We start from the raw sequence: 23693 nt of genomic DNA on the forward strand, positions 1-23693 counted from the left end.
CGTATAAGGGCACGATGGCGCGTTGGTTGGCGAGCTTGTCGACGCTTCCGGCTAAGGAGCAGGGTGGATTTCCCGCAGCCGCCCCCGGCGCTGGTCCCTGACTGGGTCAACTTCTTCGGCCGCTCAACGGCGCCATCGTGCGTATGGGTTAAATCATCATGCCGAACACGATGCTGGCGATGACCAGCACAATACCGCCGCCCAAACGAGAGGAGATTTGCGCATAAGAGATAAGGCTCATACGGTTACAGGCGGAAAGAACTTCCAGGTCTCCGGAACCGCCGCGGTTAGCCATACACAGGCCTGCGGTGATCGCCGATTCAATCGGGAAGAAGCCCATCATCCAGCCGCCGATCGCCGCGCCGAGCACTGCGCCGATAACGATGACGGCGGCGATAACGACGTTATAGACAGTAATGGCATTGATGATTTCCTGCAGGTCGGTGTAGCAGACGCCGACGCCGACCATCAGTACCCACAGCAGCTGTTTAGAGAAGAAATCAGACAGACGCTTGGCGCCGGCTTTGATTTCCGGTGAGCACAGGCCGGAGGCGTTCAGCGCCGCAACGATCAGTACCATCCACGCGAAGTAGTGAATCGAAACGCCGCCAATGCTTGGCAGGATTTTCTTCGCGACGACGTATGCCAGCAGGAAACAGGTCGTGGAAAGCACCAGACCGACGGCGGTTTCACGATGCGTGATTTGTCCCGCTTTCTCGTCATCTTCGACTTTGAACGAGGCTTTACGCACCAGTTCGCCTTCGCCGCTCATCCAGGTGTGTTTTTTGCCGATGATATCGAGGACGGCGGCAAAGACGATGGCGAAGATGTTAGCGATGGTCAGAATAGCGATAGCGGTTGAGTAATACTCTTCGCGAGAACGACCGGTGACGGAGTGATAGATCTCCGACAGCGGAACCGCGCCCGCGCCGTTGCCGCCGCCCATGATCGGCAGGACGTACAGCATCATGATGCGATCTACCGGAATGCCGAACACCAGACCGATAGCGATGCCGAAAATCGACGCGCCGACAATGCCCATCAGGATAGTTGGAATATAGCCGAGCAGCGATTTCAGCAGCAGACGGCGGTTTACCGACAGAATCGCCCCGGTAATTAATACCGCGATGAATAAGTTAAGGAAGTTACTTTCATCCATAACGTTGCTGATAGCATCGATTTCTTTTTGCGTGAAAATACCGGCGTAAACGAAATAAGCGGCAACCAGGAAAATCATTACCGGGGCGCCACCTATATATTTGTTGAATATCGGTAGGCGTTTACCTATTTCGCCGAATATGGCGCCGATAATAAACATGATGGCAAAGCCGCCAACGATGTCGGTGGGTAAAGCGTTATAAAAATGTGAAAGTAATAGCGTAATTAACGCAAACGCGTAAAGGGGGAGCGGCATGCCGAAGATTTTAAATCCCAGCAGGTCGCTAACGCCCTTTTTCTCCGTCGCCGGAGCCTGACTCATGTTGGTCATAAACGTTTTCCTGTTTATTGATGGAGTAGTAATACCGGCGCATAGTAATAAATAGACTTAGTGCTAAGGTGTGATTGCCTTCACTGAATATTCGTGTTTTTTATTAATTTAATTATTTTTATTATTCTGAATTAATTAACAACATAAAAACCATAAAGCTAATTAAGCCACGGGGAAAACTGTGACTTAAATACAAGTATCAATAGTCGAACGCTGGCGAAATACAGTTCGTTTTAGAATAACGAAGCGCTAAAAAATGACTCTGATATTAAAACGCGTTCAGCTATTTAAGGATCAACCGCGGCGAGAGGCGATCGATCGGTTTCTTCATCAGCATCAGTTGTCGTTAGAAGCCGATTGCGAGATGGCAATCGTTGCGGAGTATCGGCAGCGGCTGGTCGGCTGCGGCGCCATTGCCGGTAATGTACTGAAATGCATCGCCGTCGATCCCTCGCTACAGGGGGAGGGGCTGAGCCTCAAATTACTGACCGAACTCCTGACGCTGGCCTATGAACTGGGGCGCAGCGAACTGTTCTTATTTACTAAACCGAGCAATGCCGCGCTGTTCTCCGGCGCCGGCTTCTGGCCGATAGCCCAGGCGGGCGACCGCGCCGTATTGATGGAAAACAGCCGCGAACGTCTGACTCGTTACTGCCGTCAGCTGGCAATGTACCGTCAACCGGGAAAAAAAATCGGCGCTATTGTGATGAACGCCAATCCCTTCACCCTTGGTCACCGCTGGCTGGTGGAACAGGCGGCACGGCAGTGCGACTGGCTGCATCTGTTTGTGGTCAAGGAAGATGCATCCTGCTTTTCCTATCACGATCGCTTCACGCTGATCGAACAGGGGATTACCGGCATCGACAAAGTGACGCTGCACCCCGGTTCGGCGTATCTGATCTCGCGGGCGACGTTCCCCGGTTACTTCCTGAAAGAGCAGGGCGTGGTCGATGACTGCCACAGCCAGATTGACCTGCAGCTCTTTCGCGAACGTCTGGCCCCGGCGCTGCAGATTACCCATCGTTTTGTCGGCACCGAGCCGCTGTGTCCCCTGACCCGTAATTACAACCAGCGCATGAAGTCACTGCTGGAAGCGCCAGGCGAGGCGCCGCCCATTGAAGTGGTTGAGCTGGCGCGAATCGAAAAAAATGGCGGGCCCGTGTCGGCCTCCCGAGTGCGCGAACTTTATCGGCAGCGCAACTGGCAGGCGGTCGCGGCGCTGGTGCCGCCGGGAACCCTCTCTTTTCTGATGCAACTGGCGAAAAGCGAACATCAAACCGCCTGATTTTTATGCCCTAACTAAGGATTTTCCCCTATGGAAATGAAGATTGACGCCCTGGCCGGCACGCTGGAATCCAGCGATGTGATGGTCAGGATTGGACCGGCGGCGCAGCCGGGCATTCAGCTGGAAATCGACAGCATTGTGAAACAGCAGTTTGGCGCCGCGATTGAGCAGGTGGTCAGAGAAACGCTGGCGCAGCTTGGCGTGAAGCAGGCCAACGTGGTGGTCGATGATAAAGGCGCGCTGGAGTGCGTACTGCGTGCCCGCGTACAGGCAGCGGCGCTGCGGGCGGCGCAACAGTCCCAATTACAATGGAGCCAGCTATGAAACCACGTCGCAGTATGCTGTTCATCCCTGGCGCCAATGCCGCCATGTTAAGCACTTCATTCGTGTACGGCGCCGATGCGGTGATGTTCGACCTTGAAGATGCCGTTTCGCTACGCGAAAAAGATACCGCCCGCCTGTTGGTGCATCAGGCGCTGCAGCATCCGCTATATCAGGATATCGAAACCGTGGTACGCATTAACCCGCTGAATACGCCGTTCGGTCTCGCCGACCTTGAAGCGGTAGTCCGCGCGGGCGTGGATATGGTGCGTCTGCCGAAAACCGACAGCAAAGAAGATATCCATGAGCTGGAAGCGCATGTTGAGCGGATTGAGCGCGAATGCGGCCGGGAAGTGGGCAGCACCAAACTGATGGCGGCTATCGAGTCGGCGCTGGGGGTGGTGAACGCGGTGGAGATCGCCCGCGCCAGCCCGCGTCTGGCGGCGATTGCGCTGGCGGCCTTCGATTACGTTATGGATATGGGCACTTCCCGCGGCGACGGTACTGAACTGTTCTATGCCCGCTGCGCCGTACTGCATGCGGCGCGCGTTGCCGGCATCGCCGCTTATGACGTGGTGTGGTCGGATATCAATAACGAAGAGGGCTTCCTGGCGGAAGCGAATCTGGCCAAAAACCTCGGCTTTAACGGCAAATCGTTGGTTAACCCACGACAAATAGAGCTCCTGCATCAGGTCTATGCTCCGACGCGCAAAGAGGTCGACCACGCGCTGGAAGTGATTGCCGCGGCGGAAGAAGCCGAAACGCGCGGTCTTGGCGTGGTATCGCTGAACGGCAAGATGATCGATGGACCGATTATCGACCACGCTCGCAAAGTGGTGGCGCTCTCGGCTTCCGGTATTCGTGATTAAGGGGAATAAGATGAAAGAGACAGTAGCAATGCTTAATCAGCAGTACGTGATGCCGGAAGGGTTAGCGCCTTATGCGGGCGTGACGGTGAAAAGTCCGTGGTTGGCCAGCGAAAGCGAAAAACGTCAGCGTAAAATCTGTGATTCGCTGGAAACGGCAATCCGTCGCTCCGGCTTGCAAAACGGCATGACCATTTCGTTCCACCACGCGTTTCGCGGCGGTGACAAAGTCGTCAATATGGTGGTGGCGAAGCTGGCGGAAATGGGCTTTCGCGATCTGACGCTGGCATCCAGTTCGCTGATCGACGCCCACTGGCCGCTGATCGAGCATATTAAAAATGGCGTGATCCGCCAGATCTACACCTCCGGACTGCGCGGCAAGCTCGGCGAGGAGATCTCCGCCGGCTTGATGGAAAACCCGGTACAGATCCACTCCCATGGCGGTCGCGTACAGCTGATTCAAAGCGGCGAGCTGTCGATTGATGTCGCGTTTCTCGGCGTCCCCTGCTGCGATGAGTTTGGTAATGCCAACGGCTTTAGCGGAAAATCACGTTGCGGTTCGCTGGGCTATGCGCGCGTTGATGCGGAACATGCCAAATGCGTGGTGCTGCTGACCGAAGAGTGGGTGGCTTACCCTAACTACCCGGCCAGCATCGCTCAGGATCAGGTAGATCTGATTGTTCAGGTGGACGAAGTCGGCGATCCGGAAAAAATCACCGCTGGCGCGATCCGTCTGACCAGCAACCCGCGTGAGCTGCTAATCGCCCGTCAGGCGGCGAAAGTCGTTGAGCATTCCGGTTACTTTAAAGACGGTTTCTCGCTGCAGACCGGTACCGGCGGCGCCTCGCTGGCGGTGAGCCGCTTCCTCGAAGACAAAATGCGCCGTAACGGTATTACCGCCAGCTTTGGCCTTGGCGGGATCACCGGGACGATGGTTGACCTGCACGAAAAAGGGTTGATTAAAACGCTGCTCGATACTCAATCGTTCGATGGCGACGCGGCGCGTTCATTAGCGCAGAACCCGAACCACGTAGAGATTTCCACCAACCAGTATGCCAGCCCGGGCTCTAAAGGCGCCTCCTGCGAGCGCTTAAATGTGGTGATGCTCAGCGCGCTGGAAATTGATACCGATTTTAACGTCAACGTGATGACCGGCTCCAATGGCGTACTGCGCGGCGCATCCGGCGGCCACAGCGATACCGCCGCCGGCGCGGATCTGACCATCATTACCGCGCCGTTAGTTCGCGGCCGTATTCCTTGCGTCGTGGAAAAAGTGCTGACTCGCGTCACGCCGGGAGCCAGCGTAGATGTGCTGGTCACCGACCACGGCATTGCGGTAAATCCGGCGCGCCAGGATCTGATCGACAATTTGCGCAATGCGGGCATTGCGCTGATGACTATTGAGGAACTGCAGCAGCGTGCGGAACTGTTAACCGGCAAACCACATCCGATCGAGTTTACCGATCGCGTGGTGGCGGTGGTGCGCTATCGCGATGGCTCCGTGCTTGATGTTATTCGTCAGGTGAAAAACAGCGACTAAACGCAGAGGGGGAAGGGCAATGAGCGAAGTGTTAATCAATCCGCCGCGTTCGCTGCGCGTGAAACCGCTGAACGCTGAAGAGGTGGTCAGCGCGGTAGAGCGCGCGCTGTTGACCGAAGTTCGCCTGACCCCAAAGCCCGGGTTGGTGGATATTCGTAACGCTGGCGCCCATCACGATATGGACCTGGCCTCGTTTGAGGCCAGTACCGCGGTGGTGGCGCCGTGGATGGAGAAATTTTTCATCATGGGCCACGATACCGCGGCGATTGTCCCGGAGCAGGTACTAATGATGCTGCGTCCGGTGGGGATGGCCTGTGAGAACGATATGCTGGAGGCCACCGGCGGAGTAAATACCCATCGTGGGGCGATCTTCGCTTTTGGTTTGCTGAGCGCGGCGGCGGGAAGGCTGGTGTCGAAAGGCGAGCCGATTGAACAGCATCGGCTTTGCGACCAGGTGGCGCGATTCTGTCGCGGCATGGTTATGCAAGAACTCTCCGCTTCCAGCGGCGAACCGTTAAGCAAAGGCGAAGCCCATTTTCTACGTTATGGTCTCTCCGGCGCCCGCGGCGAGGCTGAGAGCGGCTTTCGTACCGTGCGTACCCAGGCGCTACCGGTGTTCAACCGCATGATGGAAGAGACTGGCGATAGCAACCTGGCGTTGCTGCAAACCTTGCTGCATCTGATGGCATGGAATGATGACACCAATCTGGTTTCGCGCGGCGGGCTTGCCGGCCTGAACTTTGTGCAGCAGGAGGCGCAGCGGCTGTTGTGGCAGGGCGGCGTCATGGCTGACGGTGGGCTGGAGGCGCTACGCCAACTCGACGACGAGCTGATTGCTCGCCATCTCAGCCCCGGCGGCAGCGCAGATTTATTGGCGGTAACCTGGTTTTTATCCGCTTTCCCCGCAGGCGCGCTTTTCCCCCTTTGATTGCGTACAACAACGCCTTAGCCCGCCTCGCGCGGGCGGGGCGCTACGTGCCCCTCCCGAATTTCACTACTTAAACGCCGAATCGCGGCACAATCATATAGTTTTTACTGATATCGACCGCCGTTTGTCATAAATTTCTAATTATCGGCGTTTTTGAGTAGCGGCTATGCAATGGGCTGGTTACTCTGAAAACAATTCACGTGAAGTTAACAAAAGAGAATAGCTATGCAAGATGCACAAATCCGCGTGGCCATCGCCGGCGCGGGCGGCCGGATGGGACGCCAGTTAATTCAGGCTGCGCTGCAAATGGACGGCGTGGCGCTTGGCGCGGCGCTGGAGCGCGAAGGTTCGAGCCTGGTGGGCAGCGATGCGGGCGAGCTGGCGGGCGTTGGTAAATCAGGCGTTACCGTCCAAAGCAGCCTGGCGGCGGTAAGCAATGATTTCGATGTTTTAATCGATTTTACCCGCCCGGAAGGCACGCTCAACCATCTGGCTTTCTGCCGTCAGTACGGCAAAGGGATGGTGATCGGCACTACCGGTTTTGATGATGCCGGAAAGCAGGCGATTAGCGATGCCGCACAGGACATCGCTATCGTCTTTGCCGCTAACTTTAGCGTTGGCGTCAACGTGTTGTTAAAGCTGCTGGAGAAGGCGGCGAAGGTGATGGGCGATTATACCGATATCGAAATCATCGAAGCGCACCATAGGCATAAAGTGGACGCCCCGTCAGGCACCGCGCTGGCGATGGGTGAGGCGATCGCCGGGGCACTGAACAAAGATCTAAAGGACTGCGCCGTCTACAGCCGTGAGGGCCATACCGGTGAACGTGTTCCGGGTACTATTGGTTTCGCTACCGTTCGCGCGGGCGACATCGTCGGCGAACATACGGCGATGTTCGCTGATATCGGCGAACGTATCGAAATTACCCATAAGGCCTCCAGCCGGATGACATTTGCCAATGGCGCCGTTCGTTCTGCTTTGTGGCTGAAAGGCAAAAAAAATGGTCTATTTGACATGAAAGATGTGCTTGATCTGAATGCTTTATAATGATTATTACCCATCGTGATGTGGTTATTGCATTCAATATGTAATTGATTGCAAAGGGCAATATTTTATTGCCCTTTTTTATTTTGAGTGCTTTTATCTTTTTTTCTTCTTAAATCTTCAAAAAACTATATCTTACTAATGTTTTTAGTTATTGAATTGTAAATTTTGACCATCTGGTCCACTTTTTCCCCCTCCGTCGAGTGATTTTACAGTTTTCCTCGCCCGCAAGCGTTTTCTCAACCAGGTTAGTTGATCTTTTTACCGTGAAAAACGCCCGTTACGCGCCAGTGGCGTAAAATAAGATTAAAAATATCCGCTTTAAGTTGACTTTTACCCGACATCTCTCCAGAATGCCGCCGTTTGCCAAAATTCTGCGGGCAAAAATTTGCATTGATTCAGATCTACGTTCTGCATTAATATGCAAATAAAGTGAGTGAATATTCTCTGGAGGGTGTTTTGATTAAGTCAGCGCTTTTGGTTCTGGAAGACGGAACCCAGTTTCACGGTCGGGCCATTGGGGCAACCGGCACGGCGGTTGGGGAAGTCGTTTTCAATACTTCAATGACCGGTTATCAAGAAATCCTCACTGATCCTTCCTATTCCCGCCAAATCGTCACTCTTACTTATCCCCATATTGGTAATGTCGGCACCAACGCCGCCGATGAAGAATCTTCCCAGGTACACGCACAAGGTCTGGTGATCCGCGACCTGCCGCTGATTGCCAGCAACTTCCGCAATACCGAAGACCTTTCTTCTTACCTCAAGCGCCATAACATTGTGGCCATTGCCGATATCGATACCCGTAAGCTGACGCGTTTACTGCGTGAGAAAGGGGCGCAGAATGGCTGCATCATCGCGGGCGATAACCTTGATGCCCAGCTGGCGCTGGAAAAAGCTCAGGCGTTCCCTGGCCTGAACGGTATGGATCTGGCGAAAGAGGTCACTACCGCAGAAACCTACGCCTGGACCCAGGGGAGCTGGACACTGGCGGGCGACCTGCCGGAAGCGAAGGCGGAAAGCGAGCTGCCGTTCCACGTCGTGGCTTATGACTTCGGCGCCAAGCGCAACATCCTGCGGATGCTGGTTGACCGCGGTTGTCGCCTGACTATCGTTCCGGCGCAAACGTCGGCTGAAGACGTGCTTAAGCTGAATCCGGACGGTATTTTCCTCTCCAACGGCCCAGGCGACCCGGCGCCGTGCGATTACGCCATCACGGCGATTGAAAAATTCCTCACCACCGATATTCCGGTCTTTGGCATCTGTCTCGGCCATCAGCTGCTGGCGCTGGCGAGCGGTGCGAAGACCATTAAGATGAAATTCGGCCACCACGGCGGCAACCACCCGGTTAAAGATATCGATAACAACGTCGTGATGATTACCGCCCAGAACCATGGCTTTGCCGTTGATGAAGCGACGCTGCCTGCCAACCTGCGCGTGACCCATAAGTCACTGTTCGACGGCACCCTGCAGGGGATCCATCGTACCGACAAGCCGGCGTTTAGCTTCCAGGGGCACCCTGAAGCGAGCCCGGGCCCGCACGATGCCGCGCCGCTGTTCGACCACTTTATCGAGTTAATTGAGCAATACCGTCAGTCCGCGAAATAATCAGGAGTAAAAGAGCCATGCCAAAACGTACAGACATAAAAAGTATCCTGATTCTGGGCGCGGGCCCGATTGTTATCGGTCAGGCGTGTGAGTTTGACTACTCTGGCGCCCAGGCCTGTAAAGCCCTGCGCGAAGAGGGTTACCGCGTTATTCTGGTGAACTCCAACCCGGCGACCATCATGACCGACCCGGAAATGGCCGATGCGACCTATATCGAGCCGATTCACTGGGAAGTGGTGCGTAAAATTATCGAAAAAGAGCGTCCGGACGCGGTGCTGCCGACCATGGGCGGCCAGACCGCGCTGAACTGCGCGCTGGAGCTGGAGCGTCAGGGCGTGCTGGCAGAGTTCGGCGTGACCATGATTGGCGCGACCGCCGATGCGATCGATAAAGCGGAAGATCGCCGTCGCTTCGACGTGGCGATGAAGAAAATCGGCCTCGACACCGCGCGTTCCGGCATTGCGCACACCATGGAAGAAGCGCTGGCGGTGGCCGCTGACGTTGGCTTCCCATGCATCATCCGTCCGTCCTTTACTATGGGCGGCACCGGCGGCGGTATTGCCTATAACCGCGAAGAGTTCGAAGAAATCTGCGAACGCGGCCTGGATCTCTCTCCGACCAACGAACTGCTGATTGATGAATCGCTGATCGGCTGGAAAGAGTACGAGATGGAAGTGGTGCGCGATAAGAACGATAACTGCATTATCGTCTGCTCGATTGAAAACTTCGATGCCATGGGGATTCACACCGGCGACTCCATCACCGTCGCCCCGGCGCAGACCCTGACCGACAAAGAATACCAAATCATGCGTAACGCCTCGATGGCGGTACTGCGTGAAATCGGCGTGGAAACCGGCGGCTCTAACGTACAGTTCTCGGTGAACCCGAAAGATGGTCGCCTGATCGTCATCGAAATGAACCCGCGCGTCTCCCGCTCTTCGGCGCTGGCTTCGAAAGCGACCGGCTTCCCGATTGCCAAAGTGGCGGCGAAGCTGGCGGTGGGTTACACCCTCGACGAACTGATGAACGATATCACCGGCGGCCGTACTCCGGCCTCCTTCGAACCGTCCATCGATTACGTTGTGACCAAAATTCCACGCTTTAACTTCGAAAAATTCGCTGGCGCTAACGACCGTCTGACAACGCAGATGAAATCCGTCGGCGAAGTGATGGCGATTGGCCGCACGCAGCAGGAATCGCTGCAGAAAGCACTGCGTGGCCTGGAAGTGGGCGCCACCGGCTTCGACCCGAAAGTCAGCCTCGACGATCCGGAAGCGCTGACCAAAATCCGCCGCGAGCTGAAAGATGCGGGCGCCGAGCGTATCTGGTACATCGCTGATGCCTTCCGCGCCGGTCTCTCCGTCGACGGCGTCTTCAACCTGACCAACATCGACCGCTGGTTCCTGGTACAAATCGAAGAACTGGTGCGCCTGGAAGAGAAAGTGGCGGCAGTGGGCATCAACGGCCTCGACGCTGATTTCCTGCGTCACCTGAAGCGTAAAGGCTTTGCCGATGCGCGTCTGGCGAAGCTGGCGGGCGTGCGCGAAGCGGAAATCCGCAAGCTGCGCGACCAGTACAACCTGCACCCGGTCTACAAGCGCGTGGATACCTGCGCGGCGGAATTCGCCACCGATACCGCCTACATGTATTCCACCTATGAAGACGAGTGCGAATCCAACCCGTCCGTAGACCGCGATAAAATCATGGTTCTCGGCGGCGGCCCGAACCGTATCGGCCAGGGTATCGAATTTGACTACTGCTGCGTACACGCCTCGCTGGCGCTGCGCGAAGACGGTTACGAGACCATCATGGTTAACTGTAACCCGGAAACCGTTTCGACCGACTACGACACCTCCGACCGTCTGTACTTCGAGCCGGTAACGCTTGAGGACGTACTGGAAATCGTGCGCATCGAGAAGCCGAAAGGCGTTATCGTGCAGTACGGCGGCCAGACCCCGCTGAAGCTGGCGCGTGAACTGGAAGCCGCAGGCGTACCGGTTATCGGCACCAGCCCGGATGCTATCGACCGTGCTGAAGACCGCGAGCGCTTCCAGCATGCGGTTGACCGCCTGAAGCTGAAGCAGCCGGCGAACGCCACCGTGACCGCGCTTGAGCAAGCGGTTGAGAAGGCAAAAGAGATCGGTTATCCGCTGGTGGTGCGTCCGTCCTACGTACTGGGCGGCCGCGCGATGGAAATCGTCTACGACGAGGCTGACCTGCGCCGTTACTTCCAGACCGCGGTGAGCGTCTCCAACGATGCGCCGGTACTGCTGGACCGCTTCCTCGACGACGCGGTTGAAGTTGACGTCGACGCTATCTGCGATGGCGAAATGGTGCTGATTGGCGGCATCATGGAGCACATCGAACAAGCGGGCGTACACTCCGGCGACTCCGCCTGTTCTCTGCCTGCCTACACTCTGAGCAAAGAGATTCAGGATGTGATGCGCGAGCAGGTGCAGAAGCTGGCCTTCGAGCTGCAGGTTCGCGGCTTGATGAACGTACAGTTCGCGGTGAAGAACAACGAAGTGTACCTGATTGAAGTCAACCCGCGCGCGGCGCGTACCGTACCGTTCGTGTCGAAAGCCACCGGCGTACCGCTGGCGAAAGTGGCGGCGCGCGTGATGGCTGGTAAAACGCTGGCGCAGCAGGGCGTCACCAAAGAAATCATCCCGCCGTACTATTCGGTCAAAGAAGTGGTGCTGCCGTTCAACAAATTCCCGGGCGTTGACCCGCTGTTAGGGCCGGAAATGCGCTCTACCGGGGAAGTGATGGGCGTGGGCCGCACCTTCGCGGAAGCGTTCGCCAAAGCGCAGCTGGGCAGCAACTCCACGATGAAGAAACAGGGCCGCGCGCTGCTCTCCGTTCGCGAAGGCGACAAAGAGCGCGTTGTCGACCTGGCGGCAAAACTGCTGAAACAGGGCTTCGAGCTGGATGCAACCCACGGTACTGCGATTGTTCTGGGCGAAGCCGGTATCAACCCGCGTTTGGTGAACAAGGTGCATGAAGGTCGTCCGCACATTCAGGACCGTATCAAGAATGGCGAGTATACCTACATCATCAATACCACCGCAGGACGTCAGGCGATTGAAGACTCCAAGCTGATTCGCCGCAGCGCGCTGCAGTACAAGGTGCATTATGACACCACCCTGAACGGCGGTTTCGCCACCGCGATGGCGCTGAATGCCGATGCGACCGAGAAGGTCATTTCGGTGCAGGAAATGCACGCGCAAATCACCAAATAAGCGCACCGGCCGGGCCGGAAAGCGAAACACGGGGGCTGACGATATCGTCAGCCCCATTTTTTTACGGCACTCATCTTCGGAGAGTTCTGCTTTTATCTATCTGCCAGGTCAGGCTAACTATAGTTAGCACGATAACGATACCAATTGATGAAAAGACAGGAGGATACAATGCGGAACAAAATTCTGGTGGCATCCGCGCTGGCGGCAACGGCGATGGTATTTGTGGCAGGTTGCTCATCAAATCAGTCGCTCAAAACGACAGATGGCAAAACAATTGTGACCAGCGGTAAGCCGCAGGTCGATGATGATACTGGCCTGGTATCCTACAAAAATGCGGAAACCGGTCGCGTGGAGCAGATTAATCGCGACCAGGTGAAGTCTATGGACGAGCTGGATAACTAAAAAAAAGCAGTGGCTTCGGCCACTGCTTTTTACCTTTCATTGTACGGCGATTACCAACGGTGATTCAGCAGAATGTGGCCGCCATAAGCGGCGTAGCTGTTTTCACCCCATTCGCCGCTGGCGCGCAGCGAGATAGTGGTCGTCTCGTTCACATTGCCGGTCACGCCCAGCTCTAACTGACCGCGGTCGTCCGGCGTATCGTTGCTGACTTTTTCACCATTGAACGCCAGATCGTTTTGACCCGCGCCTTTCAACCAGTTCACCGCGATATACGGCTGCCATGCTTTAACATCGTGCTGCTCGAAGTAGCTGCTCTTCACGCCGAGACGGCCAAACAGGCTATTGTTGTCCAGGGTGGTTACCCGCACGCCATCCGGGTCGGTATGATTTTCCTGATCGAGATAGCTGTAGATCACCTGCGCCTGAGGCTCAATCTTCCACGTACGCGCGCTTTCTGAAGGGATCACCCACGCATGGCCGACTTCAACAGAGGCGGCAAAACCTTTACTGTCATACTTTTCATTGTTGCGATTGCTGGTGACGGTGTTGTTATACCAGCTGTATGACGCCCAGGTATCGATGTAGCTGCCGAGACGTAATTTCGGATCTTCCTGCCAGGTGGCGTACAGGCCAACGTTGAAACCGTCGACTTTACCCTGCGCATCACGCACGTTGTGTTTCGCATCCGAATCCGTTTTCGCCTGGCCTGCGCCAAACATGCCGCCCGCACGCAGCATTCCTTTGTCCATCGGCTTGCTCATGAAATCACTGCCGAGCTGGAGCACGGTGGTGGTGGTGTCGTAGCTGACTTTATCGCCGCCGGCGTCGTTCTCATGATAGCGGCCCTTCACGTACATCCAGGTGTTCAGATTGTCTTCGTTGCGGAAAGTGAGCTGGTCGCGATCGTCACGTTTATGCAGGAACATACTCTGTGCCGCAAGATAGTTGCCCAGATAAGCACCGACTTCCGGGGCCATTACTTCTGGCGCGGATTGATCGCCATTATCGGTATTGTTGCCGCCATCGGTATTGCTGCCGCCATCGGTATTGCTGCCGCCATCGGTGCTGCTGCCGCCATCGGTGCCGCTGCCGCCATCGGTGCCGCTGTCATCATCGTCGGTATCATCCGACGGATCGTCAGACGGGGTCGCTTTGGATTCCAGATACCAGTTGCCGTTGTTGTGCTGATAAAGATCGTATTCATAAGCTCCGGCGACAACTGGTTTTGACAAGGTTAGCTGTGCTTCAGAACTGCCGCCGACGCTGACAATCTCCATGCCATTAACGGTTTGCGCGCCCACTCCGCCGATGTTGGCGATACTGATGCCGGATTGACCGTAGCTGCTGCCGGTGATCGACAAATGGTCGGTCGGTGAACTGTCTTCGCCAACCTGACTGTTCATCACGATTTGGCTGCCGGCAGAACCGCTATAGTCGCCGTTAATCGTAAAATTGTTGCCAACGCTATTATCCGCGGCGCTAAGCAACAGCGTGCCGCTGTTGCTCACATTGCCATTGATGGTGTCGACGCCGGATGTTCTTAACGTGGCGTTTCCTTCAATTGCATTCCACGCCGCGAGGACACCTCCGCTGAGGATATCAATGTTGTTATTGACTTCGCCTGAGCTGGCAAATTGCGCGCCATTGTTGATAGTGAGGGTGGCATCGCTACCGGATGCTCCGAGGGTCGCGCCTTCTGCGACCAGAGTCGTGCCGCTTTTGAGCACGGTATCGCCGGTATAGCTATTGGCGCCGGTGAGCGTCAGCGTGTTGGTATCGACTTTTTCCACGTTACCGCTACCGATGATGCCGGTGGCAAAAGTAGAGTCGCTTCCCTGATTGAAGATCAGCGTGCCGTTATTGGTCAGGCTACCGGTGAGGGTTGCGGTTTTCTGCCCGTCGCCCAACTGCAGCGTGGCCGCTTCCGCGACCAGCGTGTTGCCGCTATTAGCGACAGCGCCCGCCAGCGTCAACTGGCCGCTATTAACCTGGAGGGAATCGCCGCTGCCGATGATGTCGAGGTTGCCGGTGAGCGTCCAGTCTTCACCGTTCATTTTCACGGAGGCAAAACCGTCGCCATCGTTAAGGCCGACAAAGTTACTGTCTTCCGTTCCGGTACCGACCAGCGAGACGGTGTTACCCGTTGAGCCCGTGGAGATGACATCGCCGATGAGGGAAGAGCCGGTATTGAGTACCAGGCTGTTATTTTTGCTGCTGGCAAACATAACGGCCGCATCGCGGCCGCCAAGTAAACCGCTGTTGATGATATCGGCTTTCGCGCTATCAACGATGTTGATCCCGTTCTGGCTGCCCTGCACGGTGCCGCTGTTGTTAATTTTGCTGTTGCCGTTGCTTAACGCAACACCATCGCCTGCGGTACCGGTGATGGCGCCGCTGTTATCTAACCCGAGGCCAATTTGCGAACTCAGGCCGTTTTTCCCGGTGATCACGCCGGTATCGGTATTGGTGATACTAATTGCCGATGACTCTTCGCTAACGAAAATACCGTTGTTAGCGCCAGTAATGATTCCGCTATTATTAAAATCACCTGCCATTGATTGTACGTTAACGGCATTATCAGTTGCAGATGAAATAATTGCATTTTCATTATTATTAATTTCAACGGATTGACCTTCAATATTAATATCCAGTCCGATTCCCGTTCCGGCAATATTGCCTTCATTGGTAACTTTTTTGACGTTCATTCCGCTAACGGATACTGCTGGGGTGTTATCTGCGGAGGAGACGGTGACGTCTCTACTGATGGCGTATTCCGTGTCGGTGGAGAAGTTTTGCGGTACTGAAGTTGACTGGTCAATCGTGCCTGCGCTGACAACAATTGGCGTAAACATTAATAAGGCGGGAAATATTCTCGCCAGTGTTTTGGTTGTTCTGTTTAGTTCAAAGTGTTTGTTGCTCATATACACGTCCATTTGCGTAAATAGCGCTTCCGGTTAACGCTATATATTAGAATTTCGTTTTTAGATTGAAAATTTTTGGGCTCAAGATGAAGAGCGTAAAATTATTGGTTGTACATTGTGGAGTGTATAGGTTTATTTATTAAAGAATGATTTAATCTCGTCTTAAAATATGCATTGACTGTATTATTTGTAATAATAAATTCGTATGGGGAATTGAATGGGACGACGATTGCCCCCTGGAGCGTCTGCAATTCTTTCGTGATGGAAGGATTATCATTGGCTGTATTCGACTTCTCCTCAGGCATTCCCCCCTTTCAGTGAGCGAGTTAACTGTCTACACTCACTGCTACAAGAATACAAAAGACAGGCCCATTCATGATTCTGATAATTTACTCGCATCCTTATCCGCATCACTCGCATGCGAATAAGCGGATGCTTGAGCAAGCAGGGACGCTTGATGGCGTAGAGATACGCTCCCTCTATGAGCTATATCCCGACTTCAATATCGATATCGCTGCCGAGCAGGCGGCGCTGGCGCGCGCCGATCTGGTTATCTGGCAGCATCCGATGCAGTGGTACAGCGTTCCACCGCTGTTAAAACTGTGGATGGATAAAGTACTGTCCCACGGCTGGGCGTACGGCCACAACGGTATTGCGTTACACGGTAAATCGCTGATGTGGGCGGTTACCACCGGCGGCGGCGAAAGCCATTTCGATATTGGTTCATTCCCCGGCTTTGACGTGCTGGCGCAGCCTCTGCAGGCGACGGCGCTGTACTGCGGCATGAAATGGCTGCCGCCGTTTGCGATGCACTGTACCTTTATCTGCGATGACGAAACGCTGCAGGCGCAGGCCCGTCATTATCGTCAACGCTTAATCGAATGGCAGGAGACGCATAACAATGGATAGCCATACGCTAATACAGGCGCTGATTTACCTCGGCTCCGCTGCGCTTATCGTGCCGATCGCCGTGCGTCTGGGACTGGGATCGGTGCTGGGATATCTGATTGCCGGCTGCGTTATCGGCCCGTGGGGACTGCGACTGGTCACTGACGCTGAGGCGATTCTGCATTTCGCCGAAATCGGCGTGGTGCTGATGCTGTTTGTTATAGGCCTTGAGTTGGATCCGCAGCGCCTATGGAAACTGCGCGCCTCGGTATTTGGCGGCGGTGCGCTGCAAATGGTGGTGTGCGGCGCGTTTATCGGGCTGTTCTGCATGCTGCTTGGCTTGCGCTGGCAGGTGGCGGAGCTTATCGGGATGACGTTGGCGCTGTCGTCGACGGCGATTGCCATGCAGGCGATGAACGAACGTAACCTGACGGTGACGCAACTAGGGCGGAGCGCCTTTGCCGTGCTGTTGTTCCAGGATATCGCCGCTATTCCTTTGGTCGCGATGATTCCGCTGCTGGCGGCCAGCGGCGGTTCAACGACCCTGGCCGCGTTTGCGCTGTCGGCGTTGAAAGTGGCCGGCGCGCTGGCGCTGGTGGTGCTATTAGGGCGCTATCTGACCCGGCCGGTGCTGCGCTTTGTTGCCCGTTCCGGTCTGCGCGAAGTATTCAGCGCCGTGGCCCTGTTCCTGGTCTTTGGCTTCGGATTGCTGCTTGAGGAAGTCGGGCTGTCGATGGCGATGGGCGCGTTTCTTGCTGGGGTGCTTCTGGCAAGTTCGGAATACCGCCATGCGCTGGAGAGCGATATTGAACCGTTTAAAGGGTTGCTGTTGGGGCTGTTCTTTATCGGCGTCGGTATGTCTATCGACTTCGGTACCCTGGTCACCCATCCGCTACGTATCCTGATCCTGCTGGTGGGTTTCCTGGCGATTAAGGCTCTGATGCTATGGCTGATTGCTAAACCACTGGGTGTACCGCGCGCGCAGCGCCGCTGGTTTGCCGTACTGCTGGGGCAGGGAAGTGAGTTCGCTTTCGTGGTCTTCGGCGCCGCGCAGATGGCCGATGTGTTGGATAGCGAGTGGGCGAAGGCGCTGACGCTGGCGGTGGCGCTATCAATGGCGGCAACGCCCATTCTGCTGGTGCTGCTGACGCGGATGGAGAAATCCGCCAGCGGCCAGGAGCGCGAAGCGGATGAGATTGACGAAGAGCAGCCGCGGGTGATTATCGCCGGTTTTGGCCGCTATGGGCAGATTGCCGGGCGTGTGCTGCTTTCCAGCGGCGTGAAAATGGTTATCCTCGATCACGACCCGGACCACGTTGATACCCTGCGCAAGTTCGATATGAAGGTGTTTTACGGCGATGCCACGCGGGTGGATCTGCTGGAATCGGCGGGGGCGGCAAAGGCTGAAGTGCTGATTAACGCCATCGACGATCCGCAGGCCAGCCTGCAGCTGGTGGAGTTGGCGAAAGAGCACTTCCCACATCTGCAGATCATTTCGCGCGCCCGCGATGTCGATCACTACATTCAGCTGCGCCAGGCCGGAGTGGAAGCGCCGGAGCGTGAAACCTTCGAATCGGCGCTGAAAAGCGGCCGTATGACGCTGGAGGCCTTAGGTCTGGGCGCTTATGAGGCCCGCGAGCGCGCCGATCTGTTCCGCCGTTTCAACCAGCAGATGGTGGAAGAGATGGTGGCGATGGCGGAAAATGATGCCGCCTCTCGCGTGGCGGTGTTCAAGCGAACCAGCGATATGCTTACCGGTATCATCAATGAGGACCGTAATCATCTGTCGTTGGTGCAGCGTCACGGTTGGCAAGGTACCGAAGAAGGACGGCACACCGGAGACGTTCGCGATGAGCCGGAGAATAAGCCTTCAACCTGAGGTGGTAAGCAGATGTTGCGTTAACTTTACAGCTAACATTTTGTTTTCAATTTAGTTCCTGATCTGGCGGCTCATGAGGGTTACGTGGGCTCGCCAGCAAATCTAAAAATTTTCTTATTCTTTACTCTTCGTTCAGTCGACGAAGTATTACGCTTTCCGTATAGTGGCGGCAATTTTTTGCATTCGGGATATTTTCAATGATTAGTCTGATTGCGGCGTTAGCTGTAGATCGCGTAATTGGCATGGAGAACGCTATGCCATGGGACTTGCCTGCCGATCTCGCCTGGTTTAAACGTAATACCTTAAACAAGCCGGTGGTAATGGGGCGTTTGACCTGGGAATCCATCGGTCGCCCGTTGCCAGGACGTAAAAATATCGTTATCAGCAGCAAGCCAGGCAGCGACGATCGCGTGCAGTGGGTGAAGTCTGTTGATGAAGCGATTGCCGCCTGCGGCGACGCGGAAGAGATTATGGTGATTGGCGGTGGCCGCGTTTACGAGCAGTTCCTGCCGAAAGCGCACAAACTCTACCTGACCCATATTGATGCGGAAGTGGAAGGCGATACCCATTTCCCGGATTACGATCCGGACGAGTGGGAATCGGTGTTCAGTGAGTTCCACGATGCCGACGCGCAAAATTCCCATAGCTACTGCTTCGAGATCCTCGAGCGTCGTTAAGCTAACATAGCGTGGATTAAAAAACCCCGGTCGCGTCAGGCGTGGCCGGGGTTTTGTTTTATCAGGAATCTTCCGTACCGGAGGTAGCCCGGATAAGGCGCAGCGCGCCGCCATCCGGGATCGACTCAGGAGGCGACCGCTTCGCCTTCGTCGAGGCTTTTCTGGCGGTTGGAACGCTGGGTGAAATACGTTTTATCTTCCCAGCGCAGGCAGGTCAGGTCCCCTCCCCAGCAGCAGCCGGTATCCAGCGCGTAGATGCCTTCCGGGGTACCGCGGCCTTCCAGCGACGCCCAATGACCAAAGGCGATACTGTACTCGCGGGCAACCGGGCCCGGAATGGCAAACCATGGCTTAAGCGGGGCAGGCGCGTCTTCCGGCGCCTCTTTGCTGTACATATCCAACTGGCCGTTCGGGAAGCAATAGCGCATGCGGGTGAAGGCGTTGGTGATAAAGCGCAGGCGCGCCAGGCCGCTGAGCTCGTTGCTCCAGTGGTTCGGCATATCGCCATACATCGCGTCGAGGAAGAACGGATAGGAGTCGCTCGCCAGCACGGCTTCGACATCGCGCGCGCACTGTTTGGCGGTTTCCAGATCCCACTGCGGCGTGATGCCGGCATGAGCCATCACCAGCTTTTTCTCTTCGTCGACCTGCATCAGCGGCTGGCGACGCAGCCAGTTGAGCAGTTCGTCAGCGTCCGGTGCTTCCAGCAGCGGCGTCAGGCGGTCTTTGGGCTTGTTGCGGCTAATGCCGGCAAACACCGCCAGCAGATGCAGGTCATGGTTGCCCAGCACGATGCGCACGCTATCGCCGAGCGTTTTCACGAACCGCAGCACTTCCAGAGAGCCGGGGCCGCGCGCGACCAGGTCGCCGGTGAGCCACAGCGTGTCCGTATCAGGGTTAAACTCCACCTGCTCCAGCAATGCGATCAGTTCATCGTAGCAACCATGAATGTCGCCAATAAGGTATGTAGCCATTGTTTTAATGTATAAGCGTTGGAACTGCGAGACGGAAGACAGGGATCTCGATAGTGAACGGTACGCCGTTGTTATCAATCATCTCATAATGACCCTGCATGGTGCCCAGCGGCGTTTCGATAACCGCGCCGCTGGTGTATTGATACTCTTCGCCGGCAGGGATGTGCGGCTGTTCTCCGACGACCCCTTCACCCTGGACTTCCGTCTCGCGACCGTGTCCATTGGTGATAAGCCAGTAGCGGCCGAGAAGCTGAACCTGACTCCGCCCCAGGTTGCGAATGGTGACGGTGTAAGCGAAGACGTAGCGCTCTTCTTCCGGAGAAGATTGCGATTCGATATAGACGCTTTGCACCTGGACGCAAACACGAGGCGAATTAATCATGGTTAGCTCTCCTTCGAAGGCAGATTGTTGGATAACCAGTTGGCCATCTTACAGTACTGCTCTACAGAAATATTTTCCGCACGTACCGCCGGGTCGACGCCCAGCTCCGTCAGCACTTCAACGCTAAACAGATTGCCGAGACTATTGCGAATGGTCTTACGGCGCTGGTTGAAGGCTTCGGTAGTGATACGGCTCAGCACGCGGACATCCTTCACCGGGTACGGCATGGTGCGATGCGGCACCAGGCGCACGACGGCGGAATCCACTTTTGGCGGCGGCGTAAAAGCGGTCGGCGGGACTTCAAGTACCGGGATCACCTGGCAGTAGTACTGCGCCATTACGCTTAATCGACCATACGCTTTACTATTCGGCCCGGCAACCAGACGATTAACCACTTCCTTCTGCAGCATAAAGTGCATATCGGCAATGGCATCAGTATAGCTGAAGAGGTGGAACATCAGCGGCGTAGAGATGTTGTACGGCAGGTTGCCGAAGACGCGCAGCGGCTGGCCCATTTTCTCCGACAGTTCGCCGAAGTTCATGGTCATCGCATCCTGCTGGTAAATGGTCAGCTTAGGTCCGAGGAACGGATGGGTCTGCAGGCGGGCCGCCAGATCGCGGTCCAGCTCGATAACGGTTAACTGGTCGAGGCGTTCGCCGACCGGTTCGGTCAGCGCGGCGAGACCCGGGCCGATTTCGACCATCGCCTGGCCTTTCTGAGGATTGATGGCCGAAACAATGCTGTCGATCACGAACTGATCGTTGAGAAAGTTTTGCCCGAAGCGTTTACGGGCTAAATGGCCCTGATGGACTCGATTATTCATTGGGTATTAACAATCATTTTGATGGCGAGATTAAGCGCCGTGATAAAACTGCCGACGTCCGCTTTTCCCTGACCGGCTAATTCCAGCGCGGTACCGTGGTCAACGGAGGTACGAATAAAAGGTAAACCGAGCGTAATATTCACGCCGCGGCCAAAGCCCTGGTATTTTAGCACGGGCAGGCCCTGATCGTGGTACATCGCGAGTACCGCATCGGCATTATCGAGATATTTTGGCTGAAAAAGGGTATCCGCAGGCAGCGGACCGCTTAAATTCATGCCCTTCGCCCGCATCTCTTCGAGCACCGGAATAATGGTATCGATCTCTTCCGTCCCCATATGACCGCCTTCGCCGGCGTGGGGATTCAGGCCGCAAACCAGCACGTGCGGCTGAGCGATACCGAATTTATGCCGCAGATCGGCATCCAGGATGGTTATCACTTCACGCAGCAGCTCCGGCGTGATCGCCTCGCTTATCGCTTTTAACGGCAGGTGGGTGGTGGCCAGTGCGACCCGCAGTTCTTCGGTCGCCAGCATCATGACCACTTTGCTGGCGTGAGCGCGTTCTTCAAAGAACTCGGTATGGCCGGTGAAGGCAATACCGGCGTCGTTGATGTTGCCTTTGTGCACCGGCCCGGTAATCAACGCGGCGAATTCACCCTTAAGGCAGCCATCGCAGGCGCGCGCCAGGGTTTCCACCACATAGCTGCCGTTAGCGACATTAAGCACGCCCGGCTGTACCGGCGCGTTGAGGGCAACGGGAAGTAGCGTAAGCGTGCCCGCCCGCTGCGGCTGTGGAGGACGGGTTGGATCGTAAGGGAAGAGCGATAAAGGAAGACCGAGCTGGCGGGCTCGGTCAGTTAACAGGGCGCCATCGGCGCAAATAACCAGTTCAACCGGCCAGTCGCGCTGCGCAAGCTCGGCGACAAGATCGGGACCAATCCCTGCGGGTTCGCCGGGAGTGATAACAACACGTTGCATAGAAACGTTCCTTCGGGCCAGGAAGGCCCAGCTGCGCAGTCGACCCCAGCCGTAGCTGGGGCGACCGGTCTACCCTCCCGATACGCCTTTAAGGCGTGGAGAGGGCAGAGCTTTAGTTGCTCAGAATTTTGACGTAAGCGCTGGCGCGCTGTTCCTGCATCCAGGTGGCCGCTTCTTCAGAGAATTTACGGTTCATCAGCATGCGGTAAGCACGGTCCTTCTGCGCGGCGTCGGTTCTGTCGACGTTGCGGGTATCCATCAGTTGGATCAGGTGCCAGCCGAAGGAGGAGTGAACCGGGCCGCTAGTCTGGCCTTTGTTGAGGCGCATCAGCGCATCGCGGAACGCGGGATCGAAGATATCCGGCGTCGCCCAGCCTAAGTCGCCGCCCTGATTGGCGGAACCCGGATCCTGGGAAAACTCTTTCGCCGCTTTATCGAAAGTGGTCTTACCGCTCTTAATGTCAGCCGCAATCTGTTCCAGCTTCGCCTGGGCCTGCGCGTCGTTCATGATCGGCGACGGCTTCAGCAGGATGTGGCGGGCATGGACTTCGGTGACGGAGATGTTCTGGCTGCCGCCGCGCATATCGTTAACTTTCAGGATATGGAAGCCGACGCCGGAACGAATCGGACCGACAACATCGCCTTTCTTCGCGGTGCTCAGCGCCTGAGCGAAGATACCCGGCAGCTCCTGAATACGGCCCCAGCCCATCTGGCCGCCTTTCAGCGCCTGCTGGTCAGCGGAATAGGTGATAGCCAGTTTGCCGAAGTTAGCGCCGTTACGGGCTTGTTCAACGACGGACTTCGCCTGCTCTTCCGCTGCCGCAACCTGATCGGAGGTCGGGTTTTCCGGCAGCGCGATCAGAATGTGGCTCAGGTTGAGTTCGGTGCTGGCATCGTTCTGATCGCCAATCTGCTTGGCCAGCGCTTCAACTTCCTGCGGCAGCACGGTGATGCGGCGGCGCACTTCGTTGTTACGTACTTCCGAAATCAGCATCTCTTTACGGATCTGATTACGGTAGGTGTTGTAGTTGATGCCTTCATAGGCCAGACGGCTACGCATCTGATCCATCGACATGTTGTTCTGTTTGGCGATGTTGGCAATGGCCTGGTCAAGCTGATCGTCGCTGACTTTCACGCCCATCTTCTGACCCATTTGCAGAACGATCTGGTCCATGATCAATCTTTCGAGGATCTGATGACGCAGGGTCGCGTCATCCGGCAGCTGCTGTCCCGCCTGACCAGCGTTGAGCTTTACCGACTGCATCAGACCATCGACGTCGCTTTCCAGAACAACGCCATTATTGACGACAGCCGCTACTTTATCGACCACCTGCGGGGCGGCGAAACTGGTATTCGCGATCATGGCGATACCGAGAAGCAGCGTTTTCCAGTTCTTCATACTTTTTCCATTTCAATTAACCGCAAATGCGGATTACGTTTTAAACC

Annotated in this window: 19 protein-coding genes; 12 read left to right on the forward strand and 7 right to left on the reverse strand. The window is 55.9% G+C overall.

Annotated elements, in window-relative coordinates; all coding sequences use genetic code 11:
• Positions 1-148: 148 nt before the first annotated feature.
• Entirely contained in the window at positions 149-1489 is a 1341-nt protein-coding gene (gene citS, locus PGR29_RS19910; RefSeq protein ID WP_316425177.1) for a citrate/sodium symporter CitS, read from the reverse strand.
• A gap of 256 nt (positions 1490-1745) precedes the next feature.
• Between citS and citC the strand changes: the two genes are divergently transcribed.
• The 9 genes from citC (at position 1746) to PGR29_RS19955 (ending at position 12725) form a co-directional block, all read left to right on the forward strand.
• Positions 1746-2774 carry a [citrate (pro-3S)-lyase] ligase gene (gene citC / locus PGR29_RS19915; protein ID WP_316425179.1) on the forward strand — a complete coding sequence of 343 codons (1029 nt, stop codon included), beginning with the start codon at positions 1746-1748 and terminating at the stop codon, positions 2772-2774.
• 30 nt (positions 2775-2804) lie between these two features.
• The gene (gene citD, locus PGR29_RS19920; protein WP_012542888.1) at positions 2805-3098 is read left to right on the forward strand and encodes a citrate lyase acyl carrier protein; all 294 of its coding nucleotides are present in this window, start codon (positions 2805-2807) and stop codon (positions 3096-3098) included.
• On the forward strand, positions 3095-3964 hold the full coding sequence (gene citE, locus PGR29_RS19925; RefSeq protein WP_015368307.1) for a citrate (pro-3S)-lyase subunit beta: 870 nt from the start codon (positions 3095-3097) through the stop codon (positions 3962-3964). The genes citD and citE overlap by 4 nt, the downstream gene beginning before the upstream one ends.
• A gap of 10 nt (positions 3965-3974) precedes the next feature.
• Entirely contained in the window at positions 3975-5501 is a 1527-nt protein-coding gene (citF, locus tag PGR29_RS19930) for a citrate lyase subunit alpha (RefSeq protein WP_316425180.1), read from the forward strand.
• Positions 5502-5520: 19 nt separating this feature from the next.
• Positions 5521-6429 (forward strand): triphosphoribosyl-dephospho-CoA synthase CitG, encoded by a 909-nt coding sequence (gene citG / locus PGR29_RS19935; RefSeq protein WP_113374393.1) that lies wholly within the window; start codon positions 5521-5523, stop codon positions 6427-6429.
• A 225-nt stretch (positions 6430-6654) separates the two neighbouring features.
• Complete coding sequence (dapB, locus tag PGR29_RS19940) at positions 6655-7476, forward strand: 4-hydroxy-tetrahydrodipicolinate reductase (protein ID WP_316425181.1); 822 nt, start codon at positions 6655-6657, stop codon at positions 7474-7476.
• Between the two features lie 456 nt (positions 7477-7932).
• A complete protein-coding gene (gene carA, locus PGR29_RS19945; RefSeq protein ID WP_087860918.1) occupies positions 7933-9081 on the forward strand; it encodes a glutamine-hydrolyzing carbamoyl-phosphate synthase small subunit in 1149 nt (382 codons plus the stop codon).
• 17 nt (positions 9082-9098) lie between these two features.
• Positions 9099-12323, forward strand: coding sequence for a carbamoyl-phosphate synthase large subunit (gene carB / locus PGR29_RS19950; protein ID WP_087860917.1), 3225 nt, complete (start codon positions 9099-9101; stop codon positions 12321-12323).
• Between the two features lie 168 nt (positions 12324-12491).
• Positions 12492-12725: a YgdI/YgdR family lipoprotein gene (locus PGR29_RS19955; RefSeq protein ID WP_015704368.1), complete on the forward strand. Its 234-nt coding sequence runs from the start codon at positions 12492-12494 to the stop codon at positions 12723-12725.
• 50 nt (positions 12726-12775) lie between these two features.
• Here the strand turns inward: PGR29_RS19955 and PGR29_RS19960 are convergent, their stop codons facing one another.
• Positions 12776-15646 carry an autotransporter outer membrane beta-barrel domain-containing protein gene (locus PGR29_RS19960; protein ID WP_316425182.1) on the reverse strand — a complete coding sequence of 957 codons (2871 nt, stop codon included), beginning with the start codon at positions 15644-15646 and terminating at the stop codon, positions 12776-12778.
• Positions 15647-16021: 375 nt separating this feature from the next.
• On the opposite strand from PGR29_RS19960, the gene kefF reads away from it, so the two are divergent.
• The 3 genes from kefF (at position 16022) to folA (ending at position 19090) form a co-directional block, all read left to right on the forward strand.
• A complete protein-coding gene (gene kefF, locus PGR29_RS19965; protein ID WP_087860915.1) occupies positions 16022-16555 on the forward strand; it encodes a glutathione-regulated potassium-efflux system oxidoreductase KefF in 534 nt (177 codons plus the stop codon).
• On the forward strand, positions 16548-18413 hold the full coding sequence (kefC, locus tag PGR29_RS19970; protein WP_015368295.1) for a glutathione-regulated potassium-efflux system protein KefC: 1866 nt from the start codon (positions 16548-16550) through the stop codon (positions 18411-18413). The genes kefF and kefC overlap by 8 nt, the downstream gene beginning before the upstream one ends.
• 197 nt (positions 18414-18610) lie before the next feature.
• A complete protein-coding gene (gene folA / locus PGR29_RS19975) occupies positions 18611-19090 on the forward strand; it encodes a type 3 dihydrofolate reductase (RefSeq protein ID WP_015368294.1) in 480 nt (159 codons plus the stop codon).
• A gap of 125 nt (positions 19091-19215) precedes the next feature.
• Here folA and apaH read toward each other — a convergent pair whose 3' ends face one another.
• The 5 genes from apaH to surA all read right to left on the reverse strand — a co-directional run bounded on the left by apaH (position 19216) and on the right by surA (position 23646).
• Positions 19216-20064 carry a bis(5'-nucleosyl)-tetraphosphatase (symmetrical) ApaH gene (gene apaH / locus PGR29_RS19980; protein ID WP_045397283.1) on the reverse strand — a complete coding sequence of 283 codons (849 nt, stop codon included), beginning with the start codon at positions 20062-20064 and terminating at the stop codon, positions 19216-19218.
• Between the two features lie 4 nt (positions 20065-20068).
• Entirely contained in the window at positions 20069-20446 is a 378-nt protein-coding gene (apaG, locus tag PGR29_RS19985; RefSeq protein WP_316425184.1) for a Co2+/Mg2+ efflux protein ApaG, read from the reverse strand.
• A 2-nt stretch (positions 20447-20448) separates the two neighbouring features.
• Positions 20449-21270 carry a 16S rRNA (adenine(1518)-N(6)/adenine(1519)-N(6))-dimethyltransferase RsmA gene (gene rsmA / locus PGR29_RS19990; RefSeq protein WP_015368291.1) on the reverse strand — a complete coding sequence of 274 codons (822 nt, stop codon included), beginning with the start codon at positions 21268-21270 and terminating at the stop codon, positions 20449-20451.
• Entirely contained in the window at positions 21267-22247 is a 981-nt protein-coding gene (pdxA, locus tag PGR29_RS19995; protein WP_316425185.1) for a 4-hydroxythreonine-4-phosphate dehydrogenase PdxA, read from the reverse strand. The genes rsmA and pdxA overlap by 4 nt, the downstream gene beginning before the upstream one ends.
• Positions 22248-22359: 112 nt before the next feature.
• Positions 22360-23646, reverse strand: a complete 1287-nt coding sequence (gene surA / locus PGR29_RS20000; protein WP_045397288.1) for a peptidylprolyl isomerase SurA — start codon at positions 23644-23646, stop codon at positions 22360-22362.
• Positions 23647-23693 lie beyond the last annotated feature (47 nt).

The organism is Klebsiella sp. 141203, from assembly GCF_032601985.1.
GTDB lineage: Bacteria > Pseudomonadota > Gammaproteobacteria > Enterobacterales > Enterobacteriaceae > Klebsiella > Klebsiella aerogenes.

Bases quoted from the DNA above. Each gene is read 5' to 3' on its own strand.
- citS (WP_316425177.1), bottom strand. From the start codon at position 1,489: ATGACCAACATGAGTCAGGCTCCGGCGACGGAGAAAAAGGGCGTTAGC.
- citC (WP_316425179.1), top strand. From the start codon at position 1,746: ATGACTCTGATATTAAAACGCGTTCAGCTATTTAAGGATCAACCGCGG.
- citD (WP_012542888.1), top strand. From the start codon at position 2,805: ATGGAAATGAAGATTGACGCCCTGGCCGGCACGCTGGAATCCAGCGAT.
- citE (WP_015368307.1), top strand. From the start codon at position 3,095: ATGAAACCACGTCGCAGTATGCTGTTCATCCCTGGCGCCAATGCCGCC.
- citF (WP_316425180.1), top strand. From the start codon at position 3,975: ATGAAAGAGACAGTAGCAATGCTTAATCAGCAGTACGTGATGCCGGAA.
- citG (WP_113374393.1), top strand. From the start codon at position 5,521: ATGAGCGAAGTGTTAATCAATCCGCCGCGTTCGCTGCGCGTGAAACCG.
- dapB (WP_316425181.1), top strand. From the start codon at position 6,655: ATGCAAGATGCACAAATCCGCGTGGCCATCGCCGGCGCGGGCGGCCGG.
- carB (WP_087860917.1), top strand. From the start codon at position 9,099: ATGCCAAAACGTACAGACATAAAAAGTATCCTGATTCTGGGCGCGGGC.
- PGR29_RS19955 (WP_015704368.1), top strand. From the start codon at position 12,492: ATGCGGAACAAAATTCTGGTGGCATCCGCGCTGGCGGCAACGGCGATG.
- PGR29_RS19960 (WP_316425182.1), bottom strand. From the start codon at position 15,646: ATGAGCAACAAACACTTTGAACTAAACAGAACAACCAAAACACTGGCG.
- kefF (WP_087860915.1), top strand. From the start codon at position 16,022: ATGATTCTGATAATTTACTCGCATCCTTATCCGCATCACTCGCATGCG.
- kefC (WP_015368295.1), top strand. From the start codon at position 16,548: ATGGATAGCCATACGCTAATACAGGCGCTGATTTACCTCGGCTCCGCT.
- folA (WP_015368294.1), top strand. From the start codon at position 18,611: ATGATTAGTCTGATTGCGGCGTTAGCTGTAGATCGCGTAATTGGCATG.
- apaH (WP_045397283.1), bottom strand. From the start codon at position 20,064: ATGGCTACATACCTTATTGGCGACATTCATGGTTGCTACGATGAACTG.
- apaG (WP_316425184.1), bottom strand. From the start codon at position 20,446: ATGATTAATTCGCCTCGTGTTTGCGTCCAGGTGCAAAGCGTCTATATC.
- rsmA (WP_015368291.1), bottom strand. From the start codon at position 21,270: ATGAATAATCGAGTCCATCAGGGCCATTTAGCCCGTAAACGCTTCGGG.
- pdxA (WP_316425185.1), bottom strand. From the start codon at position 22,247: ATGCAACGTGTTGTTATCACTCCCGGCGAACCCGCAGGGATTGGTCCC.
- surA (WP_045397288.1), bottom strand. From the start codon at position 23,646: ATGAAGAACTGGAAAACGCTGCTTCTCGGTATCGCCATGATCGCGAAT.